The organism is Streptomyces sp. NP-1717, assembly GCF_022695985.1.
Lineage (GTDB): Bacteria > Actinomycetota > Actinomycetes > Streptomycetales > Streptomycetaceae > Streptomyces.
The window spans coordinates 1-5015 of record NZ_JAAPBF010000347.1; the positions used below are offsets into that span (position 1 = coordinate 1).

Sequence of the window (5015 nt, forward strand, 5' to 3'; positions counted from 1 at the left end):
TCGGTGGACGGCGGAGATCTGGACGCGCAGTACTGGTACCGCAACCTCCGGGAGCCGGTGATGTTCGCCGATGTGATCCGGCGGTTGCAGGACGCGGGTCCGCAGGTGTTCATCGAAATCGGTCCGCATCCGGTGCTGTCGCTGGCGTTGGAACAGACGGTGACCGACGGACGCGTGCTGCACACCCTGCGCCGGGACCAGCCCGACGAGGCTCAGATGCTCCGGAGCCTTGGCGAGGCGTGGTCCGCTGGTCTGCCCGTGGCGTGGGGCGAGTTGCTGCCCGCCGCAGAGCCGGTCGCACTGCCCACGTACGCCTTCCAACGCCACCGCTACTGGCTCGACGCACCCGCCTCCGCACAGGCGGACGTGGCCTCGGCCGGTTTGACCCCGATGGACCACCCCCTGCTGAGCGCGGTCACCGTCCTGCCGGGCGACGACGCCCGGCTTTTCGTCGGCCGGCTCGACCCGCACGCCGACTCATGGCTGCGGGAGCACATGACGGCCGGAATGGTGGTCGTACCGCCCGCCGCCGTCGTGGAGATGGCCCTGCATGCCGGTCGGACCGTGCGCTGCCCCCGGCTGGCGGACCTCACGATCGCCGACCCGCTGGCATTCCCGGGAGACGAAGCCCTACGGATCCAACTGGTCCTCGGTGGGCCGGACGACGAGGGCAGTCGACAAGTCGATCTCTACTCCCGGCCGGCGGCGGACACGGAAGGCGACTGGCGCAGCCACGCCACGGGCCGGCTCGCGGCCCACCAGGGCGACGAACCGCTGCCTGCCCAGGCCCCCTGGCCCCCGGCCGACGCGGAACCGATCGCAGAAGACGACCTCCGCCGAGCCCTCACCGAGGGTGGATACGACACCGAGAGCGTCCTCGCCAGGCTGGGACAGCTCTGGAAGCACGGCGACGACGTGCTGGCGGAAGTGCGCGTACCGGCACGGGAGGAGCTCACCGCCCAACGGTTCGCGCTGTACCCCGATCCGCTGCACGCGGTGCTGCAAGCCGTCGCAGCGGTGACGATGGGGGCCACTTCCGAGCCGCGTACGGCCACCCGTTGGCGTGACGTCGTAGCAGTACGCGCCGTCACGGGCGAGGTCCGCGTCCGGCTGACCCCGACCGCGCCCGACACGCTGTCGCTGTGCCTGTTCGGCACCGACGACACGCCGCTGGCCGAGGTGGCGGGGGTGACCCTGCTGCCTCCGACAGCCGAGCAGGCGCGTGCCCTTCGGCACGGAACCGTCCGTCCTCTGCACCGCCTGATATGGGAGGGGATCGGTGTCCCGCCCCGGCCAACGGCCCCCGTCCGGTTCGCCGTTGTCGGCCCGGCAGGGGACGAACTGTCCGAGGCCTTGAAGCGTCAGGGAGTCGAAACCGACCGATACACGGACCTCGCCGAGATGACCGGCGCCGTGCAGGACGCCGACACGCGAGCCGTACCGCGCCCCGTACCGGAGACGATTCTGGTCCCTGTCGCGCCGATCGGCGGGCCCTCGTCGACCGGTGTCCCCTCGTCGGGCGAGGTGCACGCGGCGGTGACCGGCGTCCTGCGGATCATCCAGTCATGGCTCGTCGACGAACGGTTCGGCGCCACCCGTCTGGTCCTGCTCACCAGGTCCGCCGTGGCGACCGACGGTGGCGATGTGACGGACCTGACCGGGGCCGCTGTCTGGGGTCTGGCCCGTTCGGTGCAGGCCGAACACCCGGACAGGCTCGTGGTGGTGGACATCGACGAGCGCGACGAGTCACTGCGCTCGCTCCCGGCCGTACCGGCGGCGGGCCAGCCGCAGTCGGCGCTCCGCGCCGGTGCGCTGTACGTCCCCCGGCTGCGACCCGTGCCGCACCGGAAGACCGACGAGACACCACTCCTGGACACGACCGGAACCGTCTTGATCACCGGGGCGACCGGCACTCTCGGTGGTCTGGTCGCGCGGCACCTGGTCCATGAGCACGGGGTGGGCCGACTGCTGCTGGTCGGCCGTCGCGGCGCGGACGCGCCGGGTATGCCGGAGCTGATCGCCGAACTGGCCCTGGCCGGGGCCGACGTGACCGCGGAGAGCTGTGACGTCGGCGACCGGGGCGCGCTGGCCGCCGTACTCAAGACGGTGCCCGCGGAGCAGCCACTCACCGCGGTCGTCCACGCGGCCGGGGTACTCGACGACGGGACGGTCACCTCGCTGACGGCCGACCAGGTCGCCACGGTATTCCGCCCGAAGGTCGACGCCGCGCTGCATCTGCACGAGCTGACCCGTGACGAGAAGGATCTGCGGGCCTTTGTGGTCTTCTCCTCCGCCGCGTCCACGCTCGGCACCGCCGGACAGGGCAACTACGCCGCCGCCAACGCGTTCCTCGAAGCCCTGACGCTTCGGCGCCACGCCGAGGGCCTGCCCGCGACCTCGGTCGCCTGGGGCCTGTGGGCCGAACGCAGCGGAATGACAGAGCACTTGGGAGAGACCGACGTCCGCAGGATCACCCGCGAGGCGGCGTCCGCGATGTCCACCGCCGAGGGCCTCGCGCTGTTCGACGCCGCTCTCGCGGCCGGCATTCCGCTGACGGTGGCAGGGCTCGACGCGGTCCGGAGGCCGAGCGCGGACCTGCCCCCCGTCCTGTGGGAGAGGAACGGTACGGCGGTGCGACCGGCTGCGGGGGCGGACCCGAAGACCGTGCCCTTCGCTCAGCGACTGGCCGGTCTTCCGGAGCCGGACCGCGAGGAAGCAGTACTCACGCTGGTCCGGCGCACCGTGGCCGACGTGCTCACGCACGCCGACGCGGAACGGGTCGACCCGGACCGGGCGTTCAAGGAAGTCGGATTCGACTCACTGACCGCCGTAGAACTACGGAACCGGCTGGCCGCCGCCATTGAACGCCGGCTCCCACCGTCGCTGGTGTTCGACTTCCCCACCCCGAGGGCCGTCGCCAACCACCTGCGCAGCGAACTGCTCGGCTCCGCCTCGACCGATCCGGTGTTCGCCAACCTCGCCGAACTGCACACCACCCTGTCGTCTCTGGAGGCCGACGACGCGGTCCGCGACAAGTTGGTCGCCCGGCTCCAGGGGCTGGTGTCGGTGCTGACCGGCACCGAGTCGCACCGGGCCCGTGGCCAGGGCCGCGAACCGGAGCCCGACGACAGTGACATCGAAGCCGCCACGGCGGACGAGGTGTTCGCGATCCTCGACCAGGAACTCGACGACTCGGCGGCACCGTCCGTGCCGCAGGGAGGTAGCGCACGATGACCGAGGACGCGAAGCTCCTTGACTACCTCAAGCGCACCACAGCCGAACTGCGCCAGGCACGGCGGCAGTTGCGCGAGGCGGAAGCGCGCAACCACGAGCCGCTGGCCATCGTCGCCATGAGCTGTCGGTTCCCGGGTGGGGTGGAGTCGCCTGAGGAGCTGTGGGATCTGGTCGCCGCCGGTGGTGACGCGATTTCGGGCTTCCCCGAGGACCGGGGCTGGGACCTGGAGGCGCTGTACGACCCGGACCCCGACCATCCCGGTACGTCGTACGTGCGCGAGGGCGGTTTCATCTCCGACGCCGCCGAGTTCGACGCCGAACTGTTCGGCATCAGCCCGCGCGAGGCGCTGAGCATGGACCCGCAGCAGCGGCTCCTGCTGGAGACGTCATGGCAGCTGTTCGAACGCGCCGCCCTCGACCCGGGCGGCCTCGCCGGTAGCCGGATCGGGGTATTCGTCGGCACGAACGGCCAGGACTACGCCACCCGGTTCCCCGTCGTCCCGGAGGAGGCCGAGGGCTACTCCTTGATCGGGAACGCGGCGAGTGTGGCGTCGGGTCGTCTGGCGTATGTGTTCGGCCTTGAGGGTCCGGCGGTGACGGTGGACACGGCGTGTTCGTCCTCGTTGGTGGCGATGCATCTCGCGGCGCAGGCGTTGCGTTCGGGTGAGTGCTCGATGGCACTCGCCGGTGGAGTCTCCGTGATGTCCACGCCGCAGACCTTTGTGGAGTTCAGCAGGCAGCGCGGGCTTGCGGTCGACGGTCGGTGCAAGCCGTTCGCGGCGGGGGCTGATGGGACGGGGTGGGGTGAGGGCGTCGGTCTGGTGTTGTTGGAGCGGTTGTCGGACGCGGTGGCGAAGGGGCATCGCGTTCTCGCCGTAGTGCGGGGCTCGGCTGTCAACCAGGATGGTGCGTCGAACGGGTTGACGGCGCCGAACGGTCCGTCGCAGCAGCGGGTGATTCGGCGGGCGCTCAGCAATGCCGGCTTGTCTGTCGGTGATGTGGATGTCGTGGAGGCCCATGGCACCGGTACGACGTTGGGTGATCCGATTGAGGCGCAGGCGTTGTTGGCGACCTATGGCCAGGACCGGCCTGAGGATCGTCCGTTGTGGCTGGGTTCGGTGAAGTCGAACATCGGGCATACGCAGGCGGCTGCGGGTGTGGCTGGTGTGATCAAGATGGTGATGGCGATGCGTCATGGTCGGTTGCCGGAGACGTTGCATGTGGATGAGCCGTCGCCGCATGTGGACTGGTCTGCGGGTGAGGTGCGTCTTCTGACGGAGCCGGTGCCGTGGCAGCGCGACGGAGAGCTTCGGCGGGCGGGTGTGTCGTCGTTCGGTGTGAGTGGCACCAACGCGCACGTGATCCTGGAGGAGCCGCCTGCTGTTGAGTCCGAGTCTGAGCAGGCAGTGGAGTCTGCGGGCCCGGTGGCGTGGGTGGTGTCGGGTCGGGGTGACGCGGGGTTGCGTGGTCAGGCGGCGCGGCTGGCCGAGTTTGTGCGTGGCGATGAGGGTGTGGATGTCGGGGGTGTGTCTGCGGGATTGGTGGGTCGGGCTCGGTTGGAGTCGCGTGGTGTGGTGATCGGTTCTGGTGTTGAGGAACTGGTTGCGGGGTTGGATGTGCTGGCTGCGGGCGGCTCGGCGGATGGGGTGGTGTCGGGGTCGCCGGTGGGTGGGAAGACGGGTGTGTTGTTCACGGGACAGGGGTCTCAGTTTGCGGGTATGGGCGGTCAGTTGTATGAGCGGTTTGGGGTGTTTGCGGGTGTGGTGGATGAGGTGTGTGCG

General features: G+C 70.2%; 2 protein-coding genes. Both read left to right on the forward strand.

Annotated elements, in window-relative coordinates; all coding sequences use genetic code 11:
- Positions 1-3234 (forward strand): type I polyketide synthase (locus tag GXP76_RS34000; RefSeq protein ID WP_242575477.1); only part of this gene is annotated, 3234 nt, incomplete at its 5' end.
- A partial coding sequence (locus GXP76_RS34005; protein ID WP_242575478.1) for a type I polyketide synthase occupies positions 3231-5015 on the forward strand: 1785 nt, incomplete at its 3' end. The genes GXP76_RS34000 and GXP76_RS34005, both read left to right, overlap by 4 nt.